A 26,049-nucleotide genomic window follows, 5' to 3' on the forward strand; every position below is an offset into this window, starting at 1 on the left:
CTGCATGGCTTACCAGCCGATGCCTACGCCGACGCCCATGCTGCGCTCACCGCTGTTGGTGAACGCGCCATTGAGGCTGAAGGTGGCCGAGCCCTTCTCGTTGAGCACGCGCTGGTAGCCCACCGCCATCGCCGACTCTCCCTCGCTGTAGCCCACGCCTGCACCGAGGCGGTTGTAGGTGGCCAGGCCGGCGGTGTTCATCGCCATCGCGCTCTGTGCACTGCTCATCGCCGCCATGCGGTTGAAGCGCTTGTCCATCTTGTCCAGGCGGCGCTCGAAGTTGCTGATCGCCCCATCGGTGTACTCGTTGGCGCGGGCCAGCATCTTCTCCAGCTCGGCGGTGTCGACCTGTGGCTTCGGCGAGTCGTCCTTGTTGGCCTTCGGCTGCGGCGTGGGCTTGTCACCCTCGCCTACCGAGGCAACCTGCTGGGAGTCCTTGCCTACCGGTACCACAGGAGTTTCCTCGGCCTGCGGCTTCGGAACCGAGGACGACGCCAGGGCACGCGGTGCCGGGGCATCGTCGATGCGCTGCTCCAGACCGTCCATGCGGCCATTGAGCTGCTGCTGCATCGAATGCAGCTGGCCACCGTTGACCGCATCACGGCTGCCGGCCGCGATCAGGCCGTTGGCCACGTTGGAGATGACCATGCCGTTGGCGCCGGCGAGGGTGAGCTGGTTGACGCCGTCGGCGCGGACCGAGGGGGTTTCCTGGAACACGGAGCGAAGTTGGGTTTCGACCTTGTCCACGCGCGAGGTGCTGGTGACGACCGCGCCATCCAGCGCTTCAAGTGCGCCATTCAAGGTGGACTGTGTCTGGCCCTGGACATTGAAGCGCGGGCCGACGATGTCGCCGTTGGCATCTACCTCGCCGCCGAGGGTGGAAAGTGCACCGCGCAGCTGGCCGACGGTGGCGGCGTTGTGGTTGGCGGTGCCGTTGGCGATGTTTACGAGGCGGCGCCGCGCGGTCGGATTGCCGAAGGAAGCAACCCCAACTTCCGTAGCCGCAGAGTTGGCGCCCAAAGCCAGAGATCCCGCTGCACCTGATTCAACTACCGAACCACTGCCAATCGCGATACCTCGTGCGGAGTGCACTCGAGATCCAGTGCCGACCGCAAATCCGTAAGGTGCGTCGGCAGAAACGCCCGAGCCACGACCAAGAGCGACAGAGTTAACACCAAGTGCTCTCGCATAGGCCCCCAGTGCCGTACCACCGTCGACCCCAGTCATTGCAGAATCGCCGATTGCCACGCCCAAAAAGCCAGCAAAGGCATCTTCACTTAGCTCATCTGTATTGATCTTCAGGAAGCGTCCTTGATGCTCAATCTTGGATACCCGATCACTGACGCCAAACAACTGGCGACCGGTCACCACGTCGTGACTATCCCCAGAGACTGAACCATCGGCCACGCCAGTCAAACGCGCACCACCGTAGTCAATGACGCTCGCGTCCAACCCTCGCATTGCCTGCTGCCCCATCTCCCGCTCCTTGCGCATTGCCTCCAGATCATTCCGATTCTGCGAAATCTTCTGCTCTGCGGCGTACAGCTGGTTGCCCGTTACGGCATCACGGCTTCCTGGAGCCACTCGGCCGTCGGCAAGATTGGTCAGTACCATGCCGTTAACGCCATTCAGCGCGATCTGGCTCATGCCGTCAGCGCGGGCCGAAGGTGAATCCTGGAAAATCGAGCTGAGCTCAGCTTCCACCTTGTCCGCGCGACGACCGGCGGTGACAACCGCGCCATCGAGTGCCATCAGTGCGTCCTCGACGGTGTTCTGCGTTCCGCCCTGCACCGCGTAGGCCGGGGCGATGATGTTGCCGTTGCCGTCCACGCCTGCGCCGCCGCCGAGGGTGGCAAGGGAATCCTTTAGCTGGGAGACGGTGGTGGCATTGTGATCGGCGGTGCCTCGGGCAATGTTTACAAGCCGGCGTTGCATGCCTGCATTCCCAAATGACGCAACACCTTCTTCATTCGCCTGAGAGCTACTTCCAAGTGCCAGCGAGCCGTGAACCCCGCTTTCAACTCTTGCGCCAGCACCGATCGCGACGCCACCACTCGCGCCGCCAGCGGCTCCGCCAACTTCTGCGCCGGCTCCCATTGCAAATCCATTCTCGGAGCCAACAGACACAGTTGCCCCTCGACCAATCGCAGTGGAGTTCCTGCCCATCGCTTCTGCAAGAGTACCCACCGCGGTTCCTCCCTCCAGGCCCGTCTTTGCTGAATTTCCGACCGCAACGCCTGCCAAACCCGCTTGTGCGCGTTCACTGATGGGAGCTGACCCGATACTCACAAACTGCGCGACACCCTCAAGATCTGAGACCCGTGAATTGGTTGAATACAGCTGCCCACCAGACACAGCTTCGGCACTACTGGCGCTCAAGGCTCCATCCGCCACACCACTGATCTTCCGATTGGCATTGGCACTGTTACGCACATCCAACGTCGCACCACTGTTCTTCTCACCCAGGCGCACATTGCCAGTCGCGGATACCTGCGCCACCAGCCCGCCCAGTGCCGTTGTCTCAGCCAACGCCTTGGCGGCATCCGTCTTTGCCACGCCAGCTTCCGTACCCGCAGACCTGGCAATGCCCTCCACCCTCGCCACCTTGTCATTGGTCGCGTTTAGCTGCCTTCCGTTGACGGCCTCATAGCTGCTGGCGCTGACTACTCCATCAGCCACACCGGTCAGCTTCCGATTCGCATTTGCGCTGTTGCGTATATCCAGCACGGCGCCGCTGTTCTTCTCGCCAACACGAACGTTGCCGTTGACAGCCACTTGACCGACAAGACCCTTCAAGACTCCAGTATCAGCCAATGCCGTGTCCGCGCTGTCCTTCGCTGCGCTGGCTGCCGTCTGTGCCGAGTTCACGTTCGCGTTGGTTTCATGGAGCTGCTTGCCGGTCACGGCATCGTTGCTGGTCGCGCTGATGGCCCCGTCGGCGACGCCGACGATCCTGCGGTTCGCATTGGCACTGTTGCGCACATCCAGCTGCGTGCCACTGTTCTTCTGTCCCAGGCGAACACTCTCATTGGCAGCGGTCTGGCTGACGAGGCCACCCAGCGCCACCGTTTCGGCCAGCGCATTGCCCGATTCCACCTTTGCAGCGTTGGCGGTGGTCGTCGCTCCGTCAGCTGCTGTCTGGGCCTTGGTCACGGCCAGGTTGGTGGCATGAAGCTGGTTACCGGTGATGGCATCTGTGCTGCCGGCCCCCACTGCGCCATCGGCGATGTACTGGATCTTCCGCTTCCTGCTGGCGCTGCCGACCGATACCGAATTGGCTGACGCGGTCACCGCACCTGCACCCAGCGCAACGGCATTCTCATGTGAGGCCTGAGCGCGGTCACCCAGCGCCACGGAGCTGGTGTTCGAAGCCTTGGCCAGATTGCCCAGCGCACTGGCGAACTTTGCCGTCGCCTCGCTACCGCGACCCAGTGCCGTTGCCTGGCTGGCGCCTGCCTTGCTCAGATAGCCGACCGCCGTAGCGTGCTCAGCCTGGGCTTTAGCGTCACCGCCTACAGCAATCGAGAAGTTTCCGCTTGCGTTTGCACGGAAGCCGGTTGCAACGGCACCGTTGGCGCTACGGGTTCCGGCACCGACCGAGACACCCGCGTTCTGGTTCGCCACCTTGTTGCCGTCCGCATCCACGCCAGCGCGCGCGTCGTCGCCCAACGCTACGCTGCGGCCGTTGTACGCTTTGGCGTTGTTGCCGAGTGCGGTGCTGATGCCGTAGCTACCATTCTCTGCGGTGGCACCTTTGCCCAAAGCCAAGGTCGTTGCATCGATGCGGTTCGTCGCGGCCTGCGCAATTGACTTCACCGCGGCCAGCTCACCCGTCACATCGCCTGCGGTCTTCTCCACGGCCGTGAGCCGGGTATTGGTCTGGAACAACTGGTTGCCAGTGATGGCATCGGTGCTGCCGGCACCCACCACACCATCGGCGACGTACTGGATCTTCCGCGTGGACTTCGCGTTGCCCACGGACACGGAATTGGCCGAGGCGGTGACCGAACCAGCCCCCAGCGCAACTGCGTTTTCGTGCCCTGCATGTGTACCGTTTCCAAGGGCCAGTGAACTGACGCCCGTTGCCCTCGCAAGATTGCCCACTGCGGTGGCGAACTTCGCCGTTGCCTGCGTTCCTCGCCCCAGGGCCGTCGTCTGCTGGGCCCCGGCGATACTGGCTTTCCCGAGAGCGGTACTCAGCTCTTCATTGGCGACGGCATCTGAGCCGATCGCAACAGAGAAATTGCCACCCGCAACGGCCTTGTGACCCATGGCCACGGCACCGTGCGCACTCCGGGTACCGGACCCCACCGAGACGCCGCCCGCCCTGCCATTGACCTTGTTTCCTGCCACATCGACGCCGGCGCGCGCGTCATCGCCGAGCGCAACGCTCGCGCCGTTGTAGCCTTTGGCGTTGTTGCCGACTGCCGTGCTTGCGCCATTGGTGGTATTCGACTCTGCCAATGCTCCCTTGCCAAGCGCCAGTGCCGTCGCATCCACCCGATTGTTGACCGATTGCGCAAGGGTTTGCGTTGCAAACAGCTGCTTGCCGGTAACGGCATCCGTGCTTGCCGCACTCAAGCGCGCATCGGCCACGTTGACAATTCGTCGCTTGGTAGACGCGTTGCCAACGGAGACCGAGTTTGCCTCGGTCGCTTCTGAGTTGGCGCCGATGGCTGCAGATCCATTAGCCAGTGCCTTCGCATGATGACCGAGCGCAACGCCGCTGAACTCTGCACGCGCGTTGCCACCCACTGCAATGGCTCCGGAATAGCCAGCGGTTCCCGCAAATGCATTCCCTCCGATAGCGATGCGGGACACACCTGCCGTGCTTTCAACTGTGCGGGCGCCACTACCTACTGCTATGGAGTTCTGAGCGTAGGCACGAGCATCGTGACCGACAGCAGTGGTGCCGACGCCCGAGGCAACCGAACTCGCACCCAGTACCGTCGAGTAGCCGCTCGTGGCTTCCGCCTTGTACCCAACCGCCACGTTCCGGTCACCCTTTGCAATCACCTCATTTCCGAGGAGTACGCTTCCCTTCCCTGACAGCGCCGACGCGGTGCCTACGGCCACCGAACCCCAACCGCTGATGCTGGATCTCGAGCCCAGAATCATCTGCATGTCACCGTTGAGAGTTGAGTCTTTGTAGTAGGCATCATTCACGATGGCGCCCTGCAACACGATCCTGCGTGGCTGCGCGGCGAACAGCGAAGAGATCATGGGAGAGCTGGCCAGGAACCCAGCCACCTCTGCCTGATGCTGTCCTTTCTCATACTCATCCGGAAGCTCCTCTTGTGCTGATGCAGAGATTCCGAACGATGCAGCAGCCACCAACACCAGCAACCGCGGCTTGGTCCGGGAGGATTTCCCGCGTGGACGGCTCAACTCACTACCCACCACCCAGCACTGCTTGGCCACACTCCAGATACGTCGATAGATTCGATTCATGCTTGTTCTCCTTAACAACAGAGGGAAATGAAGCCCCGCGCGTGCGCGGGGCAATAGAAGGTCAGGCGCCTGGCGCCAGGGTCGTCACGTGATCGCGATAGCCGTCGTTCGACAGGCGGTACTGCAACTGCAGCGTGTTGCCCGGCTTGAGCTGGAAGGGCAAGGTCAGCGCAGCATCGGGGTAGAGACTTGTGGACAGCTCGCGCGGCGTGCACGCGCCACCTGCGTTGCATTCGGCGGCACCGGTAATGCCCACCCGCAGCGTGCCGGTATTGCGCAGGGTGTTGCCCTGTAGTTTCAGATCCACGTGGCCTTTGGCAGGCACCACGTTCACCAGCGCGCCCCAGACCAGGCTGACGCCGACGTTGGCCTGCGCCGCCTGCTCGTCGCCTTCCAGGATCGTGCCGTCTGGGCCCTTCACCCCCTCGAAGTAGATGCGGTAGGCCGCCTCTTTTTCGACGGTCTGCAGCGGAATCACCCGGATCAGACGATTGCTGCCGCCACTGAGCGCGAACTTGCCGGGCGTGATGGCAATCGCCGCATCGGCGGCCTCTACTTCGATCTCTTCTTCACCCACCTGTGCAGGGTTGGAGATGCGCAACAGGCGCGCCTGCACGTATTGCGGCTGGGTGGATTGCGAATACACGCGAATCTGCGTGCCGTGCTTGGCATCCACCGCTGCACGCATCGGATGAATAGACAGATTGGCCTGTGCCGGCGGGGCCAGCAGTGCGCTCAGCGGCAGCAGGCAGAACAGCAGCTTCTTCATGATGAGCCTCCGGAGGGATCAGGGTTTGGCAGTCGGTACGCGCAGCTCCACCGTCAGCTCGCCCTCATAGAGACCGGGGCGTTTGCTGGCGATGGGCGTGGGCGGTGTTTCCAGCGTCAGTGGCGTGGGCACGCAGTACACGGGCTGGCTGATGCCCGGCAGCCGCACCATGCGCAGTTGTGCGCTGTCGATGCCGCGCAGCAACTGTTCCTCGCCGTGCTTCATCGCCAGCAGGTTGCCGCCGTAGTTCAGCCCGACCTGGTAGTCGAGGCGCTGGGTATCGTCGCTGCCGCCGTCCTGATGCCAGACCGCAAAGTCGTGCCCTGGCGGTGGGCGCGGCCCACTGTCACGCACGGTGACGCCGAGGAATTCGCTCTGCGAGCCCACACCGTCGTACAGGCACATGTCCACGTCCTTGCGCCCGGCGACGACCTTGCGAATGGGGTCGTAGCGCAGGTCCATGTTGACCAGCGGTGCAACGCCGTCGAAGCCGGGGAAGTAGATCGATATCGCGTCGTAGTCGGTGACGGTGAAATCGAAATTGAAGGTGGCTGTGGCTACTGGTGCTGCGGCAGGGTCGGCTTTGATGTTCAAGCGCATCGTGGCCCTCCAGTGGCCTGCGACGAGCCTCGCAAGCTCAGATGCCGGAACCGTCACAGCCGCACCTGTACCGATCGGTTCATCCGCTCCACATCGGTACCAGTAGGTTGCGTTCAGCTTGCGCTGCTCACCATCCCAGTAATCGAAACCACAGCGATAGCCCGACATAGCCCGCTGCAGGCTTCCCAATGCCCGAATCTCCGCATGCAGCCCCGTCCGCAGCTCTACAAGGCGCAATGCGATCCCAGTTGTTCCTGTAGATATCGCCGGAGTTCCTTCCGTCGGACACCGCCCAAACTCAGCATCAGAAGCAGACCCACAAACCACATGGATCTGCCCATACTTCAGCGCGAGGTCGTGGCTGAACCCCAACACCGTCCGCGGCGCCCACAGCTCCACATCACCCGGCACCGCCGAGCGATCCCACGACATCACGATGTCCCTGCTCTGATCCGTCGGGTGCGTTTCCGGCGGCCACTGCGCCCACGCCCTGGGCGCCAGTACCACCAGTGCACACACCAGCATCAACACCAACAACACACGCCGGTTCATGGCGTTCCTCCTGCAGCAGCGGTCTGGGGCGTGGCGGCAATCAACGCGCGTTCCTGCAGCAGGCGGGTCACGCGGGCCTGCTGGCGGATCTGCGGCGGCAGCTGGGCCACGGCCAGCGGCTCGCAGTGCACGGCACCGACCAGCAGCACCACCTGGCGGCGCTCACGCACCTGCAGCGGGCAGTGCAGCAGGCGGTCGTCCTGCAGCAGGTACAGCGTTGTCTCGCGACGCGGGAAGTCGGCGACGAAGCCACCGTTGGCGCTGGTGCCGGGCACCGGCGCGTTGAGGATGCGGGCGCCGCCCAGCGGCGCTCCGGCAAGATCCTTGGCGTTGCCGATGAAGGTGTAGGTCACCTCGATCGGCACCGGCATGCGCATCAGGCGGCCGGGGCTGAGGAACATCGGCCGCGCGCCACCCACGCCGGTCACGCGGATGGCGGCGATGCTGTCCAGCGTGCTGGCATCCTGCACTTCGGCGCGATGCGACTGGTACGACGACAACGGCAGCAACCGGCGCTCGCCAATCTGCAGGCGTTGCCTGCGCAGGCCGCCCACCTGCAGTTCGGCCGCCACACCGCGCAGGTCGACGTCATCGGTGTCGGCCACCTGCACGGCCAGGCCGGCATCGGCGCCATTGCTGCCGCTCCAGTAGAAGCCGCGCTTGCCCAGCGCGAAGCCGGAGCTGTGCATGCCGCTGTAGGCGGTCTCGCTGCGGCCGCGCTGCTGGTAGTGCGCCAGCGTGGCGCCGCTCTGGCCGAGGCTGTTCTGCAGCTGGCCGCTGAGCGTGGCGCTGTAGCGGTCGCTGTTGTTGGCGCGCAGTTCGGCCGACAGCTCGCGGTACTGCGCATCGACGTCCTGGCGCAGGCTGTGGCCAATGCTGTAGTTGATGTCCGGGCGCTGGTGCTGCGGCTGGCGCACGTCCACGCTGTAGCGGCGCTGGCCGCTGCCGGCGGTGCCGCGCAGCAGGCGGGTCAGGCTCAGGTTGAAGTAGATGCCACGGTCGCGTTGATCACTGCCGCGCAGGCTGTCGCTGGCACGCTGCTGCCACACGCCCACGCGCGTGGAGACGCTGAAATCCTGCCAGCGATGGCTGCGGCTGAAGCTGGCCTGCCAGGTGCGGCTGAGCTGCGGCTCGCGTCGTGGCTGCCATTGCGCCGGCGGCGGCAGCAACGGGTCCAGCCCGGCCAGCGGATCGTCTTCTGCGCCCGGCAGCATGCGTCCTGCGCGCCAGGTCTGGCGCCGCGTGTAGCCCACATAGGCACTGCCACCGGCCAGCGGCAGCGCCATCGAAGCGGTGAGCGAGTTGGTGCAGCCCAGCTGATCGCGCGCGTCGGCCTCGAACTGGCAGGCCTTGCCGCGCATGCGCTGCTGGTAGATGTTCCAGGACGCGGTGCGGCGGTACGACAGCTGGTGTTGCTGGCCGGTGCTGCCATCGCTGCCGCGCATGCCGCCAAAGCTGGCGCGCAGTTCCTGGGTGGCGTACAGGCGGCGCAGGTCCACGCGCAGTTCGCCGTAGCGGAAGCCGCCGAGGTCGGCAGCGCCGGCCACCACCGCCACGTCGCGGCCCAGCGGCACACGCATGCCAGCCACCGCCACGCGTTCGCCATCGAAGCGATCACTGCGGCGCTCGCTGCGCTTGCCGCCCTGCACGAACCACTGCCACTGGCTGTTGGTCCAGTCGCCGCCCTTGTCGAACGGCGCGTCTTCGCTGCGCACCAGCACGCCATCTTCGTAGATGCGCAGGGTGATGTTGTAGTTGCCGAACGGGAAGTTGCGGGTGTCGATCTGGTTGATGCCGGCCTGCAGGTAGAAGGTCTGCAGCAGGCGCGTGCCGTCGTAGGCATCCACGCGTGCGTCGCGCGCCAGCAGTACGGTCAGCGGCGTGGCCTGCACGGCAGCATCAGCGTCCACGTAGGCCTGGGTAGTGCCCACGCGCAGGCCCTGGAAGCGGTCCAGCGGCAGCATGCTGAAACTGAAGGTGCCGCCCTGCGGGCTGGACAGGTTGCGGCGATCCATGCGCCCGGCCTGCAGATAATGCGCCTGCCCCAGGTCGTGGCGGTAATAGATGTTGTCGAACTCGAACGCGCTGTCACTGCCGCGGCTGCGGTAGCGCTGCTGGTTGAAGTTCCATTCGGCGGAGACATGCCCGCGATCAAACAGGCCCAGCACGCCGGTGCCTCGCGCGGACAGCGTCTGGTAGTCGCGGCTGCCACTCACATTGATCACCTGCTGGTGCAGGAAGGCGTTCTCGGCGTTGGCGCTGACGCGGTGGAAGCGCTCGGCGGCCGGCTTGCCGGGAATCCACTGGCGGGCGACGAACAGGCGCAGCGCGCCCTCGCCTTCGTCGTACAGCGCGCTCACGGCGGCGGGGTCTTTCGGTGGATCGAGATAACCGCAGCCGGCGGTGGCGCCACCGTAGCGGCAGGCCAGGTGGCTGTTGCGCGGCATGGGCTGTGACAACGCGGGCAACAGCGCGGCCTGCGCCTCGGCGGGCAGATCCAGCGCCTGCAGTACGCGGGCGGGATCTTCCAGCTGTACGTGCTCCAGGGTCACGCGCACCGGCGACAGCCCGGCCGAGCGGCCGAACAGCTGGATGTCGAGTTGTTCGGTCTGGCCTTCGACCAGATCCTCGAAGCCGGGCGGGACGCCGCGTGCGGCCACCAGTGGAGTGGACAACGCCAGGGCGAGCGCGACCGCCAGCCGGGTGATGGCGGGGGCGTGTGATGTCATGGGGGTACCGCTGGAAAAGCAGCCGGCCCGGCGTGCGGGCCGGCGCGGGAATTAAGGCGTGGTGGCCTTCTGGTTCAGCACGACGCTGACGATGCCGCCGTAGCGGCCCTTGGTGGTGATCGGCGCCGGGGTAGTCTGGGCGATGGTCAACGGCATCGAAATCGAGGCGCCCGGGGTAGAGCCAGCACCCGTGAACAGATCAGCCGCCTTGTACTCGATCGCAGTGGCATCCAGCGTGCGATTGTTCAGGCTGACGGTCATCGGGATGGTGACGGTGCCGGTCTCGTTGGCCAGGACGAATGGGCCGTCGATACGGGCCTCGATGTCGGCCTTCTCATCATTGGAATGGATACGCACACGCTGGGTATCCGGGATCAGCCCGCGCAGCGGGTCGTGGGTCAGGGTGACCATATCCGGCAGCGGAGTACCGTCATCACGCAGCAGGGCCAGGGTCGGGTCGACGTCGGCGTAGACGGAGATCTTGGTTTCCACGGCATGCGCGGACAGCGAAGCCGTGGCCAGCGCTGCAGCGAGCGCGGCCTTCTTGAGAATGGCGTGCATTGTTGTCTCTCTCGGACAAGGGGGAATATGAAAGCTCCCCTCCCCAAGGAGAAAAGGGAGGGAAGCGCCGCCCGCGGGGATGGGTGCGGGCGACGGAGAGAATGTTAGAAACCCCTTGCTGTGCAGACCATTCAAGCTTTCCTAAATCACTGAACGTTAAGGAGAATCCTTGAGGGCGTTCAATGTTTGAGAGTTATGCAATTCCCCTCATTTGTGGAATGCAAGAAACCTCATTGCCTTGCTTTTGTAGAGTCGACTGTTAGTCGGCTGCTCTTCTGATACGCGCTTGGCGCGTGAGTCGAGCGTGGCTCGACTCACGCCATGTCACCACCACAAGCGAGCCTCAGCCCGCGGGCACCACGGCAACGCGGTCAACATCAATGTCGGTCGGCTTGAACCGATGCGTATCGACCTTGCCACGCAGCTCGACCACGGTATCAGCACCGACGGCCTGCGGCGGCATGTCTTCGTCGTCGATCTCCACTTCGATCTGACCGCTCGCATCGCGGAACTGGTAGCGCTCGTGACCAAGCTTGGTGACGAGGTTGCCACGCAGCACCACCGGGTGGTCGTCGCGCTGGGCGCGCGCGTCGTTGACGGTACTGACAGCGGTTCCTGCGCCTGGGCCGGTGTACTGCGCGGACACCTGCGGGCTCAGCACGGCCAGCGGCGTGGCGATGAGGGCAACGGCAAGCAGTCGGTTCATGGTGTTCTCCATGGTTGAGTGGTACCCGCAGGTTCTATCGCCTCGGATGTGATGCCTATGCAATAGATCCGAAAAGATGTGAAAGCGACATTCATTGTCAGAAAGCATTCAGATCCTGAAGCGCGCGCGTGCAGCGGCGAGTCCGTGCTCGACTCCAGAGGATCGTGCGGTCCCACGGTCCGCACCTGTCAGGTCCGCTCCCCCAAAAAGAACGCCCCGCGAATGCGGGGCGTTCTTGGCACAATCTACGCGGGGCGATCAGCCCTGGTAGTCGCGCACGTCGCTGCCGGTGTAGACCTGGCGCGGGCGGCCGATCTTCATTTCCGGATCAACCTGCTGTTCCAGCCAATGCGAGACCCAGCCGGAGGTACGGCCCAGGGCGAACATGACGGTGAACATTTCGGTCGGGATCTGCAGCGCCTTGTAGATGATGCCGCTGTAGAAATCGACGTTCGGGTACAGCTTGCGGGCGACGAAGTACTCGTCCTGCAGCGCGGCCTGTTCCAGCTTCACGGCCACGTCCAGCAGCGGGTCCTGCACGCCCAGCTGCTTGAGCACCTTGCTGGTCATCTCGCCGATGACCTTGGCGCGCGGGTCGAAGTTCTTGTAGACGCGGTGGCCGAAGCCCATCAGGCGGAAGCCGGAGGTCTTGTCCTTGGCCTTGACCACGGCGGACTCGACGTTGTCGGCGCTGCCGATCTCTTCCAGCATCTTCAGCACGGCTTCGTTGGCACCGCCGTGGGCCGGACCCCACAGCGCGGTGACGCCAGCGGCGACCGACGCGTACGGGTTGGCGCCGGTCGAGCCGACCAGGCGCACGGTCGAGGTCGAGGCGTTCTGCTCGTGGTCGGCGTGCAGGATGAACAGCAGGTCCAGCGCCTTGACCACGTCCGGGTTCAGATCGTACTGGCCGTCAGCCGACTCGAAGGTCTGCTTCAGGAAGCGGCTGACGTAGTCCAGCGAGGTGTCCGGCTTGTTGGCCGGCAGGCCCTTGCCGTGGCGGTAGATCAGCGCCGACAGGGTCGGCACCTTGGCGATCAGGCGCACGGCGGCCTGGCGGCGCTGTTCTGCGTCGGACAGGTCCAGCGAGTCGTGGTAGATGGCCGACAGCTGCGCAATCGCGGCTGCCAGGATGGCCATCGGGTGGGCATCCTTGGCGAAGCTGCCGATCAGGGTGTTGATCGAATCATCGACGTTGGCTTCGGCGGTCAGCTCATCGGTGAAGGCCTTCAGCTGCTCGGCGCTCGGGCGCTCGCCGTTGATCAGCAGGTAGGCCACTTCGACGTAGCTCGACTTTTCCGACAGCTGTTCGATCGGGTAGCCGCGGTACAGCAGCACGCCCTTGTCGCCGTCGATGTAGGTGATGGCGGACTTGCAGCTGGCCGTCGCGGTGAAGCCGGAATCGTAGGTGAAGAACCCCGTTTCCTTGGTCAGCTTCGCGATGTCGACGCAGTCGTTGCCAAGGGTGGGTTTGATGACGGGCAGAACGACCGACTTATCGCCGGCGTTGAGCGTGACCTGATCAAGATCGGACACTGTGTGCGCTCCTTCATGGGAAGGCGCCTGCCCAAGCGCATTGGTCAGGCACGTGAATGACGTCCACGACCTGTGTCGTGGATCACGCCATTATCGCACAGCAGCATTTGCCCGGCGCTAGACAGAAGTCGTAGACGGCAGGCGGCCAGAACCCGGCCAGCAAGCGGCCCGGATCGGCAAAAGCGTTGTCATACGAACGCAGTGTTCCGCCCATCCAAACGCCCGTTGGGTAGGCGTCGGGGAAAAACAAACGGCCGCGCAGAGCGCGGCCGTCGGTTCGAAGCGGGATCGACAGATCAGCGCGCGTAGCGCTTCTGGAACTTGTCGATACGGCCCGAGGTGTCGATGACCTTGTGCTTGCCCGTGTAGAACGGGTGCGAAGCAGAGGAAATTTCAACCTTGACCAGCGGGTATTCGTTGCCGTCTTCCCACTGGATGGTTTCCTTCGTGCCCATGGTCGAGCGGGTCAGGAACTTGAAATCGGAGGTGACGTCATGGAAGACGACGTCGCGGTAGTTCGGATGGATATCGGCCTTCATGGGCTCACACCGTAAATGGGCTGGTGGTCAAGAGCGGCATTATAAGCACCGGTTGCCGCCCGGGGCAACCAGTGCCGGTCGATCGGCTTCAGTCCGCGCCCAGGGCGTGGCGTACCAGGGCCTCGAAACGCTGCTGGTCGTAGGCCATCAGCAGATCGCAGTTGTCCGGCTGGCCGGTCTGGCGGTTCCAGTCGACGATGGTGGCGCCGCGGCTGAACGTGCCGTTCAGCTCCACGTTCAGCGGCCGCGATTCGACCTGCAACTGCCCTTCCGGGTTCAGCGCCCAGGCCATGGCAACCGCATCGGCGGTGTACCAGCGGCCGCCCTTGCTGTCTTCGGACAGGGCACGGGTCTTGCGCGAGATCAGCTCATAGAAGCGGGCACGATCGGAGTCGGCCTGCAGCCACTTCTCGGCTTCTTCCAGCGGCAGGCCGTGGGCGACGGTGGCCTCCCAGTCCGACACCAGCAGGTGCTTGAACGAGGTGAACACCACGTGCGCGGCTTCCGGATCGAAGGCGATGTTGAATTCGGCCGCCGGCGTGATGTTGCCGTGGCAGGTGACCGCTCCGCCCATCACCACGATGCGCTTGATGCGCTGGGGCAGGGTCGGGTCCAGCTTCAGGGCCAGCGCCAGGTTGGTCAGCGGGCCAAGCATCACCAGCATCAGTTCGCCGGCATGCTCGTGCGACAGGCGCAGGATGGCCAGCGCAGCGTGCTCGGCTTCAGCCTGGCGGCTCGGCGGCGGCAGGTCCACGTCGCCATAGCCATCACGGCCATGCACGTGGGCAGCGTCGACGGAGGGATACAGCAGCGGATCCGGGCTTCCGGCAAACACCGGCACGTCGGCGCGGCCAACGATATCGCAGAGCTTGAGGGCGTTGCGGACGGTGTACTGCAGGCCGACATTGCCGGCGGCGATGGTCAGGGCGACCACATCGTGCCGTTCATCGGCAAAGGCCATCAGCAGGGCCAGGGCGTCGTCCACACCGGGGTCGGTGTCGATCAACAGGGGGATCTTGTGGGTCATCGTTGCCGTCTTCAGATCGGCAACGAAGTGTGGACCGGGATGATGACCGTTGCAAGTACGGGGGTGGGGGTTCTGGCAGGGCTGCGCCCTGCACCCACCGAGGCAGGAGCAACGGCAAGAGCAAAAGCTGGCTATCCGTGGGATGGCGGGGTGGGTCCGATGGCGGGGGACGGCGTGAATACATCCATGTAGCCTCGGTCGCGCCATCCATGGCGCTCACGCCCCCGCCACCGGACCCACCCCGCCTTCGACAATTTCCCGCGGTCTGTCGGAACGGCGTTCTGCTCTGGTAGGTGTCGACCTTGGTCGACACATCCACGCAATGCGTGGAGGAAAATGTAAATGATCGAATCGGCTCTCTGTAGAGTCGAGCCAGGCTCGACTCACGCGCGCAGCGCGAAAAGCAGCCGAGCGTGGGCTCGGCTCTACAGTAGATCCACGCCATGCGTGGATGTGTGGACCAAGGACCACAGCCACCAAGGCGGCATTACGCCGAGGCGTAGCGCACGGCCGTGCCGATCCAGCGCTGCACCACGCGGTCGGCCAGCGCGGGGTGCTGGTCCAGCAGGCGCTCGGCCAGCGCGTGCACGCCAGGCAGCAGGCCGGCGTCGCGGGCCAGGTCGGCAATGCGGAAACCGGCCAGGCCGGTCTGGCGCGTACCCAGCAGTTCACCCGGGCCACGCAGCTCCAGATCCTTCTCGGCGATGACGAAACCATCGTTGGTTTCGCGCATGGTCTGCAGGCGCTCGCGCGCCATCTGCGAGAGCGGCGCCTGGTACAGCAGCACGCAGCGTGATACCGCCGAACCACGGCCGACGCGGCCGCGCAGCTGGTGCAGCTGGGCCAGGCCCAAGCGCTCGGCGTTCTCGATCACCATCAACGAGGCATTCGGCACGTCCACGCCCACTTCAATGACGGTGGTGGCGACCAGCAGGTCGATGTCGCCGGCCTTGAACGCCACCATCGTCGCCAGCTTTTCGGCGGCCTTCAGGCGGCCATGCACCAGCCCAACGCGCACGCCCGGCAGCAGCGCCTGCAGCGATTCGAAGGTGGCCTGCGCGGGCGTTGCATCCAGCTCCTCGCTTTCCTCGATGAGCGTGCACACCCAGTACACCTGCCGCCCTTCCTGGCAGGCCAGCGCGATGCGTTCGATCAGCTCCGGACGGCGGTCATTGTTGAGTGCGACGGTCTGCACCGGCGTGCGGCCTGGCGGCAGTTCGTCGATGGCCGAGACATCCAGATCCGCGTATTCGGACATCGCCAGCGTGCGCGGAATCGGCGTGGCGGTCATCACCAGCTGGTGCGGCACACTGTTGCCGCCCGCGCCCTTGTCGCGCAGGGCCAGCCGCTGGTGCACGCCGAAGCGGTGCTGCTCATCGACGATGGCCAGGGCCAGATCCTGGAACACCACTGCGTCCTGCATCAGTGCATGGGTACCGACCACCACCTGCGCTTCGCCGTTGGCGACCTGTTCCATCACCTTGGCGCGCGCCTTGCCGGTGACCTTGCCGGCCAGCCAGGCGATGCGCACGCCCAGCGGTTCCAGCCAGCCGCGCAGGTTGTTGAGATGTTGCTCGGCCAGCAGTTCGGTGGGGGCGGCCAATGCGACCTGCTTGCCCTGCTCCACCGCCAGCATCGCGGCCAGTGCGGCCACCACGGTCTTGCCGGAGCCGACATCGCCCTGCACCAGCCGCAGCATCGGGCTGGGCCGCGCCAGGTCCTCGCGGATCTGCTTGAACACGCGCGCCTGCGCGCCGGTCAGCGCGAACGGCAGCTGCTTCAGCAGCGCCTTGGCCAGCGTGCCGGGGCCGGCCAGCGGAGGCGCATGGTGCGCCTGCAAGGCAATGCGCTGGCGACGCAGGCTGAGGTGATGGGCCAGCAGTTCTTCCATCGCCAGGCGACGCTGCGCCGGGTGCGTGCCTGCTGCCAACGCGGCCAGATCGGCATCCGGCGGCGGCCGGTGTACGGTCAGCAGCGCACTGCGCAGCGACGGCAGGCCGAGGCCATCCAGCCAGCCGCTGGGCAGCAGTTCCAGCGTGCTTTCCTCGGGCAGGCGATCCAGGGCCTGGCCGATCAGCTTGCGCATCGTCATCGGGCCCACGCCTTCGACGGTGGGGTACACCGGGTCGAGGCGGTCGCCGAGTTCGGGATCGTCGTTGCGGCCCAGCACCTGGTAGCTGGGATGGACGATTTCCAGGCCAAGATGACCGGGCTTGGGGGTGCCGAAGCAGCGCAGCCGGTTGCCGACCGCGAACTGGCCGACCTGCTGCTGACGGAAATGGAAGAAGCGCAGCACCAGGGTGCCCTGCCCTTCGTCCTCCACCGCGACCTTCAGCATCGGCCGGTAACGCATGCCACGCTCGACCGCGACCACCCGCCCTTCCACCTGCGCCGGCACGCCGTTGCGCAGGTCTTCGATGCGGGTCAGCCGGGTCCGGTCTTCATAGCGCAGCGGCAGATGAAGCCAGAGATCCTGCAGGGTGGCCAAGCCACGCGCCTGCAGTTTGGCGGCCACGGCCGGGCCCACGCCCGCAAGCATCGCCAGGGATGCTTCGCCGGACGGTGACAGGACCGGGGTGACCGCCGCCTTGCGTGCCACGTGGCGGTCAGTCGATGACCATCACCGCGTCGACCTCGAAGTTGGCGCCCTTCGGCAGGCCGGAGACTTCGATGGTGGAACGGGCCGGATACGGCGCCTGGAAGTAGTCCTGCATGACCGCGTTGACCTTGGCGAACTCGCCCAAGTCGGTCAGGTACAGGCCCAGACGCACGACCTTGTCCAGCGAGCCGCCAGCGGCTTCGGCCACGGCCTTGAGGTTGTCGAAGGCGCGGCGGGCCTGTGCTTCGACGTCACCAGCGCCAACGACATCGCCGGTGGCCGGGTCGAGCGGGATCTGGCCGGAGAAGTACACAGTGTTGCCGGCGCGCACGGCCTGCGAGTACGGGCCGATGGCGGCGGGAGCCTTTTCGGTGTTGATGATCTGGCGGGACATGGGACGCTCCGGTGCTTGGGGGAAAACAGAGCGGTGATTGTACCGGGTGGGGGCGGTATCGGCTGGGATCGGATCCGTTTCCTGGCGGGAAATGGATCCGATCCCATGCGTCGTGTGCGCGGGACATCATCCACGCCTGGCGTGGACCTACTGGCGGCGCACCGACTGCACGACCGACAGGCGGCGCAGGCGGCGCATGACCTCGGCCAGGTGGTTGCGATCGCGTACCTGGATGTTGAACGCCAGCACGGCGGCGTTGAAATCGCGGTCCAGGTAGTCCACGCGCTCGATGTTGGAATGGCTCTGCGCGATGGCGGCGGCCAGCTGCGCCAGCACGCCGGTGCCGTTCTCCACTTCCACCACCAGCGAGGTGTCGTAATCGCCGGAGACGGTGGTGTCCCAGCCGATCGGCACCCAGCGCTCGGGCGACTTGCGCAGCTCGGCCAGGTTCGGGCAGTCCATGCGGTGTACCACGATGCCCTTGCCGGCGGTGTGGTAGCCCATGATCTCGTCGCCGGGAATCGGCTGGCAGCAGCCGGCGAAGGTGACCACGCCGCGCTCGCTGCCGTTGATCAGGATCTTTTCCTGCGAGTGGTGGCGCGAATGCGGGCCGCCCCGCAGTTCGGCGTAGGCCATCAACGCCTGCGCGGCCTGGGTCGGCATCCAGTTGCCGAGCGCGACCTCGGCCAGCAGCGCCTCCAGGCGGGGGAATCGGTGTTCGGCCAGGAACGCATCCAGGCGCCCCTTCGGCAGCCGCTCCAGCGACGAATCCATCGCTTCCAGCGCCCGGTCGAGCATGCGGTGGCCCAGCTGCACGGCGTCTTCGTGCTCCAGCTGCTTGAGCTGGTGGCGGATGGCGGTGCGCGCCTTGCTGGTGACCACGAATTCCAGCCACTGCGGTTTCGGCGTGGCCGAGCGCGCGGTGATGATCTCCACCGACTGGCCCGATACCAGCTTGGTGCGCAGTGGCACCAGTTTCTTGTCCACGCGCGAGGCCACCGCCATGTTGCCGACGTCGGTATGCACGGCGTAGGCGAAATCGAGCGCGGTCGAGTTGCGCGGCAGGGCCAGGATCTTGCCCTTCGGCGTGAACAGGTAGACCTCGTCCGGGAACAGGTCGACCTTGACGTTGTCGAGGAATTCCAGCGAGGAACCGGCGGCGCGCTGCGAGTCGATCAGCTCGACGATCCAGGCGTGCGCGCGGCTCTGCGCACTGTTGGGCGAATCGCCACCGAACTTGTAGGTCCAGTGCGCGGCCACGCCGCGCTCGGCGATCAGGTCCATCTCCTCGGTACGGATCTGCACTTCGATCGGCGAGCCATACGGCCCGAACAGCACGGTGTGCAGCGACTGGTAACCGTTGGCCTTGGGAATGGCGATGAAATCGCGGAAGCGGCCATCCAGCGGCTTGAAGGTGGCATGCACCGAACCCAGCGCGTGGTAGCAGCTGGGTACGCTGCGCACCACCAGGCGGAAGCCGAACACATCCATCACCTGGTCGAAGGTCTTGTTCTCGTCGCGCATCTTGTTGTAGATGCTCCACGGGGTCTTGATGCGGCTGATCAGCCGATGCTCGATCCCCTCCTTGGCCAAGCGTTGCGACAACTGCACCTCCACCTGCGCCATCGCCTCGCGGCGCACCACCGGCTGGCTGCGGATGTGTTTTTCGATGATGGCGTGGCGCCACGGGTACAGCGCCTTGAAACCGAGGTTCTGCAGCTCGCTCTTGACCAGGCTCATGCCCAGGCGCTGGGCGATGGGCGCGTAGATCTCCAGCGTCTCGCGGGCAATGCGGCCGCGTGCCTCGCGGCTCTGCGCGCCCAGCGTGCGCATGTTGTGCAGGCGATCGGCCAGCTTGATCATGATCACGCGCAGGTCGCGCGACATCGCCAGCAGCATCTTGCGGAAGCTCTCGGCGGCCGCCTCCTGGCGGTCGCGGAACTTCAGCTTGTCCAGCTTGGTGACGCCGTCGACCAGTTCAGCCACGGCTTCGCCGAACTCGGCGGCCAATGCCTCGCGGGTCAGCGGCGTGTCTTCGATGGTGTCGTGCAGGATCGCGGCGATCAGCGCTTCCACGTCCAGGCCGAGCTCGGCCAGCACCTGGGCCACGGCCACCGGATGGGTGATATAGGGCTCGCCCGACTTGCGCGTCTGCCCAGCGTGCGCGGAGGCTCCGACTTCCCAGGCACGGCGCAACAGCGGCAGCTGTTCCGGCGGCAGGTAATGGGCGGCGCGTTCAAGCTGGAGGACGTAGTCGGGTACGGCGGCAGTGGGGGCTGCGGCGACCTTGGCAGTGGGGCCTGGGTTCATGCCCGCAGCCTATTCCAGCGCGACGTTTACGGCAAATCCTGAATGCGAAACAGCCCGCACGGGGCGGGCTGTTCGGCACATCCAACGATTACGTTGATCGATGCGATCAATCGTCGTTCTTGGACATGTCTTCGTCGGCGACCACTTCTGCGGCGGCCCACTCCAGCGCTTCGCGCTCGGCGCGCTCACGCTCGGCCTTCTCGACTTCGTCGATCAGCGCGTTGTCGATCTTGCGGGCGGCGATTTCGCGCAGCGCCAGTACGGTCGGCTTGTCCTCGGTCTCGCTGTTGTCCAGCGTGGCCTGCACGCCGTTGGCGAGCTGGCGGGCACGCTTGGAAGCCATCATGACCAGTTCGAAACGGTTGTTAACGACTTCCAGGCAATCTTCTACGGTGATGCGGGCCATACGGGCTCCCGGCGACCGGTCGGCCGCTCAGTCGAATGAGGGAAAGGGGGCGAAGTGTACCGGCAGGGGCTGGACAAAATCAAGCCAACCCCCACCCGATTCTTTTGGAATCAGTCAGTTGCACCCGGATCGGGGGTCAGCAGGGCCTGGATCAGGCCGGCGTGGCGGACCTTCTGGGCCTCCCGGCGCAGGCGGCTGGCGGTGAAGATGGCGCACAGCTCATCGACGGCGGTGTCGAACACCTCGTTGACGATGACGTAGTCGAACTCGTTGAAGTGCAGCATCTCGTCGCGGGCCGCGCCAAGGCGCTGGGCGATGACCGCCTCGCTGTCCTGGCCGCGCTTGCGCATGCGGTCCTGCAGGGCCTGCTTGGACGGCGGCAGGATGAACACGGTGACCGTGCCCGGCACCAGCTGGCGCACCTGCTGCGCGCCCTGCCAGTCGATTTCCAGCAGCACGTCCTGGCCGGCAGCCAGCTGCGGCTCCACCGACTGGCGGGCGGTGCCCTTCCAGTCGCCGTGCACCCAGGCATGCTCGAAGAAGTCGCCGGCGGCGATCATTTCCTCGAACCTCTCCGCAGAGACGAAATGGTAGTGCTGGCCGTTCACTTCACCCGGGCGCATCGCGCGCGAGGTGAAGGAGATAGACAGGGCGATCTGCGGATCACGCGCCAGGGTGGCGTTGACGATGCTGCTCTTGCCGGCGCCGGACGGCGCGGCAACGATGTACAGCGTGCCGCGCGCAACGGCGTCCGACGGCTTCGACGGAGCGCTCATGCGGGGGATCCAACGGGTTGATTTCGCAAAATTTTTCCTCGGTGTTCCTGATCCGGCGCGGAGGATCGCGCCAGGACGGCGGGAGCTGCGCGGAACATCCTGGAACCAGGCCCGGCAGACGCTTCCCCGGGGTGCGGGCACGCAACTTTACCAGAGCAACCCCGTTGCGCGCCCTCCCGGCAGGCGCCGGGCCTTGTGCCACATGGGCATCCGGGGGCCTGTGCTATAACCGGGCCGTACCCAACGACAGCCCGGAGGCCTGCGCCTCCCCGCCATCCCAGGAGAACGGCATGCCATCGATGAGCCGCCGCCAGTTCCTGAAAGTGACCGGGACAACCCTGGTCGGCTCCAGCCTGGCACTGATGGGCTTCGCGCCCGGCGTCGCGCTCGCGGAGGTTCGGCAGTACAAGCTGACCCGCGCGACCGAGACCCGCAACACCTGTACGTACTGTTCGGTGGCCTGCGGCATCCTGATGTACAGCCTCGGCGACGGTGCCAAGAACGCCGAGCCGAGCATCTTCCATATCGAGGGCGACCCGGACCACCCGGTCAACCGCGGCACGCTGTGCCCGAAGGGTGCCGGCCTGGCCGACATCATCCACAGCAAATCGCGCCTGCTCTACCCCGAGTACCGCGCGCCGGGCTCGAACGAGTGGAAGCGGCTGAGCTGGGACGATGCGCTGGACCGCATCGCGCGGCTGATGAAGGAAGACCGCGATGCAAACTTCGTGCAGAAGAACGAGGCCGGGCAGACGGTCAACCGCTGGCTGACCACCGGCATGCTGGCGGCCTCGGCCACCAGCAATGAAACCGCGGTGCTGACCCACAAGGTCGTGCGCTCCCTCGGCATGTTGGCATTCGACAACCAGGCACGTGTCTGACACGGCCCGACGGTGGCAGGTCTTGCCCCGACGCTAGGCCGTGGTGCGATGACGAATCACTGGGTCGACATCAAGAATGCCGACCTGATCCTGATCATGGGTGGCAATGCCGCCGAGGCACACCCATGCGGGTTCAAATGGGTGACCGAGGCCAAGGCACACAACAAGGCCCGGCTGATCGTGGTCGATCCGCGCTTCAACCGCTCGGCCGCGGTGGCCGACGTGTACGCGCCGATCCGTACCGGCACCGACATCGTGTTCCTGGGCGGCCTGATCAACTACCTGCTGACCGAGGACCGCATCCAGCACGAGTACGTGCTGAACTACACCGACATGTCGTTCCTGGTGAAGGACGAGTTCGCTTTCAACGACGGCCTGTATTCGGGCTACAACGAGGAAAAGCGCAGCTACGACCGTTCCAGCTGGGACTATGCCTACGGTGACGATGGCTTCGTGCGCAGCGACCCGACGCTGAAGGACCCGCGCTGCGTCTACAACCTGCTCAAGCAGCACTACGCGCGCTATACCGTGGAGATGGTCGAACGCATCTGCGGCACGCCGGCCGACAGCATCCGCCAAGTGTGGGACATGATCGCCTCCACCGCCGGCAAGGACAAGGCGATGACCATCCTGTACGCGCTCGGCTGGACGCAGCATTCGGTGGGCGCGCAGAACGTGCGTGCCGGCACCATGGTGCAGCTGCTGCTGGGCAACATCGGCGTGGCCGGTGGCGGCATGAACGCGCTGCGCGGGCATTCCAACATCCAGGGCCTGACCGACATCGGCCTGATGTCCGACCTGCTGCCCGGCTACCTGACGCTGCCGAAACAGGACGAGCAGGACTACGACGCCTACATCGCCAAGCGCACGCAGAAGCCGCTGCGCGCCAACCAGATGTCGTTCTGGCAGAACTACCCGAAGTTCCACGTCAGCCTGATGAAGTCGTGGTGGGGCGACGCGGCCACCGCCGACAACAACTGGTGCTTCGACCATCTGCCCAAGCTCGACAAGCCGTACGACATGCTGCAGGCGTACGAGCTGATGAACGAGGGCAAGATCCACGGCTACATCTGCCAGGGCTTCAACCCACTGGCCTCGGCGCCGAACAAGGGCAAGCTGATCAGCGCGTTCTCCAAGCTGAAGTTCATGGTCAGCATGGACCCGCTGGAAACCGAGACCATCGCCTTCTGGCAGAACCATGGTGCGCTGAACGACGTCGACCCCAGCACGATCCAGACCGAAGTATTCCGCCTGCCGACCACCTCCTTCGCCGAGGAGAACGGCGCGGTGGTGAATTCCTCGCGCTGGCTGCAATGGCACTGGAAGGGCGCCAATCCGCCGGGCGAAGCGCGCAGTGACATCGAGATCATGTCCGAGCTGTTCCATCGCATCAAAGCGATGTACGAGAAGGACGGTGGTGCATGGTGGGAGCCGGTGCGCGACCTGGCCTGGAAGTATTCCAACCCGGAACTGCCGACGCCGGAAGAACTGGCGATGGAATACAACGGCAAGGCGCTGGCCGACGTGTTCGATCCGAAGGATCCGACCAAGCTGGTGCGCAAGGCCGGCGAGCAGCTGGCCGCATTCGGCGACCTGCGCGACGACGGCAGCACCTCCTCTGGCTGCTGGATCTACATCGGCGCCTGGGGCCCGACCGGCAACATGATGGCGCGGCGTGACAACAGCGACCCCACCGGCATCGGCAACACGCTGGGCTGGGCCTGGGCGTGGCCGGCCAACCGCCGGGTGATGTACAACCGCGCTTCGTGCGACGTGGCTGGCCAGCCGTTCGATCCGCGCCGCACGCTGCTGGCGTGGAACGGCAAGAACTGGGGCAGTGTGGACGTGCCGGACTTCAAGGCCGATGAAGATCCGGCCGGCGGGATGGGCCCGTTCATCATGAACCCGGAAGGCATCGCCCGCTTCTTCGCCAAGGCCGGCATGGCCGAGGGACCGTTCCCGGAGCACTACGAGCCCTTCGATACACCGCTGCGCAGCAACCCGCTCAGCCCCGGCCAGGCACTGACGCTGAATAATCCGGCGGCACGGGTGTTCGCCAGCGATCGTGCACAGATCGGTTCGCCGGACGAGTTCCCGCATGTGGCCACCACCTACCGCCTGACCGAGCATTTCCACTTCTGGACCAAGCACGGCAAGCTCAACGCCATCATCCAGCCCGAGCAGTTCGTCGAGATCGGCGCGGCGTTGGCCGACGAGCTCGGCATCAACAACGGCAGCCGCGTGCGGGTCAGCTCCAAGCGTGGCCACATCGAAGCGGTGGCGATGGTGACCAAGCGCATCAAGGCACTGCAGATCGATGGCCGGACCGTGCACCAGGTGGGCGTGCCGATCCACTGGGGCTTCCTCGGTGCCGCCAAGCCCGGATACATCGCCAATACGCTGACCAACGCCATCGGTGACGGCAACTCGCAGACGCCCGAATCGAAGTGCATCCTGGTCAAGGTCGAGAAGGTGTAGGAGACACGCCATGTCACTGCAATCGCTGGACATCATCCGCCGCTCGGCCACCACCACGCCCTCGCCGGAGGCGCGCGGTGCGCACACCGGCCAGGTCGCCAAGCTGATCGATGTGAGCAAGTGCATCGGCTGCAAGGCCTGCCAGGTCGCCTGCATGGAATGGAACGACCTGCGCGACGAGGTCGGCAGCTGCGTCGGCAGCTATGACAACCCTCCCGACCTGAGCGAACAGTCGTGGACGGTGATGAAGTTCCGCGAGTACGAGGACGAGAAGGGCAAGCTGGAATGGCTGATCCGCAAGGAAGGCTGCATGCACTGCAGCGACCCGGGCTGCCTGAAGGCCTGCCCGTCGCCGGGCGCGATCATCCAGTACGCCAACGGCATCGTCGACTTCCAGGAAGAGAACTGCATCGGCTGCGGCTACTGCGTGACCGGTTGCCCGTTCGACGTGCCGCGCATCTCCAAGAAGGACCACAAGGCCTACAAGTGCACGCTATGTTCGGACCGGGTGGCGGTAGGCCAGGAACCGGCCTGCGTGAAGACCTGCCCGACCGGTGCGATCACCTTCGGCAGCAAGCAGGCGATGACCGAGCATGCCGCCGGCCGCGTGGAAGACCTGAAATCGCGCGGCTACGAGAACGCCGGCCTGTACGACCCGCAGGGTGTGGGCGGCACCCACGTGATGTACGTGCTGCAGCATGTGGACAAGCCCGAGCTGTACGCCGACCTGCCCAAGGACCCGCGCATCAGCCCGATGGTGGAAGTCTGGAAGGGCGTGGCCAAGCCACTGGGCGTGCTGGCGATCGCCGCCACCGCCTTCGCCGGCTTCCTGCATTACATCGGCATCGGCCGCAACACGGTCAATGACGAGGAAGAAGAGGAAGCCGAACACGAGGCGAAGCAGATCGAAGAGGAGCAGCGGCCATGAAGTACGCCCCGCACCCGCGGCAGATCATCCGCTACCGCGCGCCGACCCGCATCAACCACTGGATCGTGGCGATCTGCTTCGTGCTGACGGCGCTGTCCGGGCTGGCGTTGTTCCACCCTGCCCTGTTCCCGTTGACCCAGCTGTTCGGTGGCGGACCGTGGACGCGCATCCTGCACCCGTTCATCGGCTTGGCCATGGTGATCGGCTTTACGTTGCTGGCGTTCCGCATGTGGCGCGACAACCTGCCGACCGCCGATGATGGCAAGTGGATGCGCGGCATGCGTGATGTGCTGCGCAACGAGGACGAGAGGCTGCCGCCGGTGGGCCGCTTCAATGCCGGCCAGAAACTGCTGTTCTGGGCGATCATTGGTTGCCTGTCGGCACTGCTGCTGACCGGCTTCGTGATCTGGCGGCAGTACTTCAGCCACTTCTTCCCGATCGGGGTGATCCGCTTCTCGGTACTTGCCCATGCGCTGTTCGGCTGGGTGCTGGTCTGCGCGATCGTGGTGCACATCTATGCGGCGATCTGGATCAAGGGGTCTGTTCGGGCAATGACCCAGGGCAAGGTGACCTACGGGTGGGCGTACAAGCATCACCGGCAGTGGTTCCGGGACATCCTGCGCGGACGACGGGAACAGGGTTAGCGGCAGGGCCTGCGGCCCTGCACCCGCCTCGAGCCAAGGCAACAGCAACAGCGGCTATCCGTGGGATGGCGGGGTGGGTCAGGGTGCGGGGGACGCTGCAAGTACATCCATGTAAGCTCGGTCGCCGCATCCATGCGGCTCACGCCCCCGCACCCTGACCCAC

Annotated in this window: 17 protein-coding genes; 3 read left to right on the forward strand and 14 right to left on the reverse strand. The window is 65.2% G+C overall.

Translation table 11 applies throughout. From position 1 onward, the window contains the following. Window positions 1–9: 9 nt before the first annotated feature. From V3B30_RS14905 to gmk, 14 genes are all read right to left on the reverse strand, one after another. A complete protein-coding gene (locus V3B30_RS14905; protein WP_262083761.1) occupies window positions 10–5,451 on the reverse strand; it encodes an ESPR-type extended signal peptide-containing protein in 5,442 nt (1,813 codons plus the stop codon). 61 nt (window positions 5,452–5,512) lie between these two features. Continuing rightward, entirely contained in the window at window positions 5,513–6,220 is a 708-nt protein-coding gene (locus V3B30_RS14910; protein ID WP_262083760.1) for a pilus assembly protein, read from the reverse strand. 18 nt (window positions 6,221–6,238) lie between these two features. Continuing rightward, window positions 6,239–7,372, reverse strand: a complete 1,134-nt coding sequence (locus V3B30_RS14915) for a CfaE/CblD family pilus tip adhesin (protein ID WP_262083759.1) — start codon at window positions 7,370–7,372, stop codon at window positions 6,239–6,241. Beyond that, complete coding sequence (locus tag V3B30_RS14920; protein WP_262083758.1) at window positions 7,369–10,101, reverse strand: TcfC E-set like domain-containing protein; 2,733 nt, start codon at window positions 10,099–10,101, stop codon at window positions 7,369–7,371. Before V3B30_RS14920 ends, V3B30_RS14915 begins: the two co-directional genes overlap by 4 nt. A 51-nt stretch (window positions 10,102–10,152) precedes the next feature. Next, on the reverse strand, window positions 10,153–10,662 hold the full coding sequence (locus tag V3B30_RS14925; RefSeq protein WP_100473787.1) for a CS1 type fimbrial major subunit: 510 nt from the start codon (window positions 10,660–10,662) through the stop codon (window positions 10,153–10,155). 343 nt (window positions 10,663–11,005) lie between these two features. Next, entirely contained in the window at window positions 11,006–11,368 is a 363-nt protein-coding gene (locus V3B30_RS14930; protein WP_262083757.1) for a NirD/YgiW/YdeI family stress tolerance protein, read from the reverse strand. A 258-nt stretch (window positions 11,369–11,626) separates the two neighbouring features. Then, the gene (locus V3B30_RS14935) at window positions 11,627–12,904 is read right to left on the reverse strand and encodes a citrate synthase (protein WP_014038331.1); all 1,278 of its coding nucleotides are present in this window, start codon (window positions 12,902–12,904) and stop codon (window positions 11,627–11,629) included. 296 nt (window positions 12,905–13,200) lie between these two features. Beyond that, window positions 13,201–13,443, reverse strand: coding sequence for a type B 50S ribosomal protein L31 (locus tag V3B30_RS14940; protein WP_005418951.1), 243 nt, complete (start codon window positions 13,441–13,443; stop codon window positions 13,201–13,203). A gap of 88 nt (window positions 13,444–13,531) precedes the next feature. After that, window positions 13,532–14,470: a nucleoside hydrolase gene (locus V3B30_RS14945; protein WP_262083756.1), complete on the reverse strand. Its 939-nt coding sequence runs from the start codon at window positions 14,468–14,470 to the stop codon at window positions 13,532–13,534. 487 nt (window positions 14,471–14,957) lie between these two features. Continuing rightward, on the reverse strand, window positions 14,958–17,069 hold the full coding sequence (gene recG / locus V3B30_RS14950; protein WP_262083755.1) for an ATP-dependent DNA helicase RecG: 2,112 nt from the start codon (window positions 17,067–17,069) through the stop codon (window positions 14,958–14,960). Between the two features lie 7 nt (window positions 17,070–17,076). Then, entirely contained in the window at window positions 17,077–17,463 is a 387-nt protein-coding gene (locus V3B30_RS14955) for a RidA family protein (RefSeq protein ID WP_049461736.1), read from the reverse strand. A gap of 147 nt (window positions 17,464–17,610) precedes the next feature. Continuing rightward, window positions 17,611–19,773: a bifunctional (p)ppGpp synthetase/guanosine-3',5'-bis(diphosphate) 3'-pyrophosphohydrolase gene (locus tag V3B30_RS14960; protein ID WP_262083754.1), complete on the reverse strand. Its 2,163-nt coding sequence runs from the start codon at window positions 19,771–19,773 to the stop codon at window positions 17,611–17,613. 106 nt (window positions 19,774–19,879) lie between these two features. After that, window positions 19,880–20,179, reverse strand: a complete 300-nt coding sequence (gene rpoZ / locus V3B30_RS14965; RefSeq protein ID WP_005410877.1) for a DNA-directed RNA polymerase subunit omega — start codon at window positions 20,177–20,179, stop codon at window positions 19,880–19,882. Window positions 20,180–20,289: 110 nt separating this feature from the next. After that, on the reverse strand, window positions 20,290–20,955 hold the full coding sequence (gmk, locus tag V3B30_RS14970) for a guanylate kinase (RefSeq protein ID WP_032956072.1): 666 nt from the start codon (window positions 20,953–20,955) through the stop codon (window positions 20,290–20,292). A gap of 290 nt (window positions 20,956–21,245) precedes the next feature. On the opposite strand from gmk, the gene fdnG reads away from it, so the two are divergent. The 3 genes from fdnG to V3B30_RS14985 are packed head-to-tail and all read left to right on the forward strand — an operon-like array spanning window position 21,246 to window position 25,886. Next, entirely contained in the window at window positions 21,246–24,314 is a 3,069-nt protein-coding gene (fdnG, locus tag V3B30_RS14975) for a formate dehydrogenase-N subunit alpha (RefSeq protein WP_157804643.1), read from the forward strand. Between the two features lie 10 nt (window positions 24,315–24,324). Then, entirely contained in the window at window positions 24,325–25,242 is a 918-nt protein-coding gene (gene fdxH, locus V3B30_RS14980; RefSeq protein WP_100473795.1) for a formate dehydrogenase subunit beta, read from the forward strand. Further along, the gene (locus V3B30_RS14985; RefSeq protein WP_100473796.1) at window positions 25,239–25,886 is read left to right on the forward strand and encodes a formate dehydrogenase subunit gamma; all 648 of its coding nucleotides are present in this window, start codon (window positions 25,239–25,241) and stop codon (window positions 25,884–25,886) included. Before fdxH ends, V3B30_RS14985 begins: the two co-directional genes overlap by 4 nt. The last annotated feature ends 163 nt before the right edge of the window (window positions 25,887–26,049 follow it).

It is taken from the genome of Stenotrophomonas sp. SMYL41, assembly GCF_036319965.1.
Lineage (GTDB): Bacteria > Pseudomonadota > Gammaproteobacteria > Xanthomonadales > Xanthomonadaceae > Stenotrophomonas > Stenotrophomonas maltophilia_R.

What these genes read in the sequence shown, in the direction of transcription:
- V3B30_RS14955 (WP_049461736.1), bottom strand. Translation starts at nt 17,463, where the DNA reads ATGTCCCGCCAGATCATCAACACCGAAAAGGCTCCCGCCGCCATCGGC.
- V3B30_RS14960 (WP_262083754.1), bottom strand. Translation starts at nt 19,773, where the DNA reads ATGAACCCAGGCCCCACTGCCAAGGTCGCCGCAGCCCCCACTGCCGCC.
- V3B30_RS14925 (WP_100473787.1), bottom strand. Translation starts at nt 10,662, where the DNA reads ATGCACGCCATTCTCAAGAAGGCCGCGCTCGCTGCAGCGCTGGCCACG.
- rpoZ (WP_005410877.1), bottom strand. Translation starts at nt 20,179, where the DNA reads ATGGCCCGCATCACCGTAGAAGATTGCCTGGAAGTCGTTAACAACCGT.
- V3B30_RS14910 (WP_262083760.1), bottom strand. Translation starts at nt 6,220, where the DNA reads ATGAAGAAGCTGCTGTTCTGCCTGCTGCCGCTGAGCGCACTGCTGGCC.
- V3B30_RS14940 (WP_005418951.1), bottom strand. Translation starts at nt 13,443, where the DNA reads ATGAAGGCCGATATCCATCCGAACTACCGCGACGTCGTCTTCCATGAC.
- V3B30_RS14920 (WP_262083758.1), bottom strand. Translation starts at nt 10,101, where the DNA reads ATGACATCACACGCCCCCGCCATCACCCGGCTGGCGGTCGCGCTCGCC.
- V3B30_RS14985 (WP_100473796.1), top strand. Translation starts at nt 25,239, where the DNA reads ATGAAGTACGCCCCGCACCCGCGGCAGATCATCCGCTACCGCGCGCCG.
- gmk (WP_032956072.1), bottom strand. Translation starts at nt 20,955, where the DNA reads ATGAGCGCTCCGTCGAAGCCGTCGGACGCCGTTGCGCGCGGCACGCTG.
- V3B30_RS14915 (WP_262083759.1), bottom strand. Translation starts at nt 7,372, where the DNA reads ATGAACCGGCGTGTGTTGTTGGTGTTGATGCTGGTGTGTGCACTGGTG.
- V3B30_RS14945 (WP_262083756.1), bottom strand. Translation starts at nt 14,470, where the DNA reads ATGACCCACAAGATCCCCCTGTTGATCGACACCGACCCCGGTGTGGAC.
- V3B30_RS14930 (WP_262083757.1), bottom strand. Translation starts at nt 11,368, where the DNA reads ATGAACCGACTGCTTGCCGTTGCCCTCATCGCCACGCCGCTGGCCGTG.
- fdxH (WP_100473795.1), top strand. Translation starts at nt 24,325, where the DNA reads ATGTCACTGCAATCGCTGGACATCATCCGCCGCTCGGCCACCACCACG.
- V3B30_RS14905 (WP_262083761.1), bottom strand. Translation starts at nt 5,451, where the DNA reads ATGAATCGAATCTATCGACGTATCTGGAGTGTGGCCAAGCAGTGCTGG.